Here is a 260-nt window from a genome sequence, read left to right as displayed (position 1 = left end):
GCACGACGTCAGGCTTCACGACGCGTTCTGGATCAAGTCGCAGCCCTACTCGCCGCAGGAAATCTTCACGGCGCGCGAGGCAAAGACGGCACGGCAGTTTGTCGGTGGTTCCGTCTATCAGGCATTTCTCAGCGCGTTCAACTATCACCGCTGGCATGCGCCCGTGGGCGGCCGCGTCACGCACGCGTACGTCGTGCCGGGCACCTATTACTCGGACGCCGAGTCCGAAGGCGAAGACCCGGGCGGCCTGAACGATTCCC

Annotated in this window: 1 protein-coding gene; it reads left to right on the top strand. The window is 64.2% G+C overall.

Annotated elements, in window-relative coordinates:
* Positions 1-260, top strand: a 260-nt coding sequence (locus SB772_RS42530; RefSeq protein ID WP_410838835.1) for a phosphatidylserine decarboxylase, incomplete at both ends; no start/stop codon positions are given.

It is taken from the genome of Paraburkholderia sp. SIMBA_030 (assembly GCF_046535245.1).
Taxonomy (GTDB): Bacteria; Pseudomonadota; Gammaproteobacteria; order Burkholderiales; family Burkholderiaceae; genus Paraburkholderia.
Note: the sequence above shows the minus strand (reverse complement) of the source record. Positions and strands in the feature narration are given on the sequence as shown.